Here is a 357-nt window from a genome sequence, read left to right as displayed (position 1 = left end):
CCAGTACCAGGAAAGCGACCTGGCCTTCATCCAGCGCCTGCTGGCCGAAGAAGGCATCTATTACTGGTTCGAGCATGCCGGCGAGCCCGGCGGCGCGGACTTCGGCACGCACACGCTGGTGCTGGCCGACCACAGCCACGACACCGCCGAGCTGGGCGTGGTGCGTTTCCACCGCCGCGACGAGAGTGAGCGCAGCGACAGCGTGCAGCAATGGTCCACCGCCAACCGCTGGCGGCCGGGCAAGGTCGAGCGCGCCACCTGGGATTACCGCACCCTGGAGCGCCGCCAGGCCAGTGCCGAGGCCGGGCAGGGCAACGACCTGGGCATCATCGACCGTGATACCTGCGGTCCTTACGG

1 protein-coding gene is annotated in these 357 nt (G+C 68.9%); it reads left to right on the top strand.

What is annotated here, in order from left to right:
- A partial coding sequence (locus tag QMZ26_RS21295; RefSeq protein ID WP_283222598.1) for a contractile injection system protein, VgrG/Pvc8 family occupies positions 1-357 on the top strand: 357 nt, incomplete at both ends.

Source organism: Stenotrophomonas sp. PFBMAA-4, assembly GCF_030053215.1.
In the GTDB taxonomy this organism is placed as follows: domain Bacteria; phylum Pseudomonadota; class Gammaproteobacteria; order Xanthomonadales; family Xanthomonadaceae; genus Stenotrophomonas.
Note: the sequence above shows the minus strand (reverse complement) of the source record. Positions and strands in the feature narration are given on the sequence as shown.